Raw genomic sequence first — 478 nt, 5'->3', positions numbered from 1 at the left:
GCAACCTCTAAAAGCGCAGCATTTTCTTTATCTGCCTGCACCACAACCGCATCAATGGCGCTATAACCCAAAAGCTCCGCCGCCCGTAACCGATGCGCCCCCGCAATCAACGTATAATGCCCCTCTTTCGCATTGGGTGTATGGCGCACGGTAATAGGGTTCATCAACCCTTCTCGTGCCATCGATTGGGCAAGCGCCTTGGCATGCTCATCATCAACAGGGCGTATACGCTCCGGTACAACAATCAAATCTAACGCAATCTCTTGAAACCGTGCCATTATCCAACCGCCTTGTCCATTTCTCGTAAAAACAAATCCATCGCACGCCCCACCCATCTTCGATAGGCTCTAGCAAAGACTGGTTCCATTAATCGTCGATTAATCACTTGAAGTGACAGAGAAATAGAAGTCCGTTGCCGTTCTTGTATAGCGACAATACGCCGCCGCGGAACCTCAAACTGATAATGCAAAATATGAAT

1 protein-coding gene and 1 pseudogene are annotated in these 478 nt (G+C 49.0%); both read right to left on the bottom strand.

Annotated features, from left to right (window positions below):
• A partial coding sequence (locus BN200_RS08420) for a ParB N-terminal domain-containing protein (protein WP_019222123.1) occupies positions 1 to 278 on the bottom strand: 278 nt, incomplete at its 3' end.
• A pseudogene (locus BN200_RS08415) lies at positions 278 to 478 on the bottom strand (hypothetical protein); the annotation flags it as partial. The pseudogene BN200_RS08415 and the gene BN200_RS08420, both read right to left, overlap by 1 nt.

Source organism: Bartonella senegalensis OS02, from assembly GCF_000312545.1.
Taxonomy (GTDB): domain Bacteria; phylum Pseudomonadota; class Alphaproteobacteria; order Rhizobiales; family Rhizobiaceae; genus Bartonella; species Bartonella senegalensis.
The sequence above is the reverse complement of the archived record's forward strand: the minus strand, read 5'-3'. Positions and strand labels throughout refer to the sequence as shown.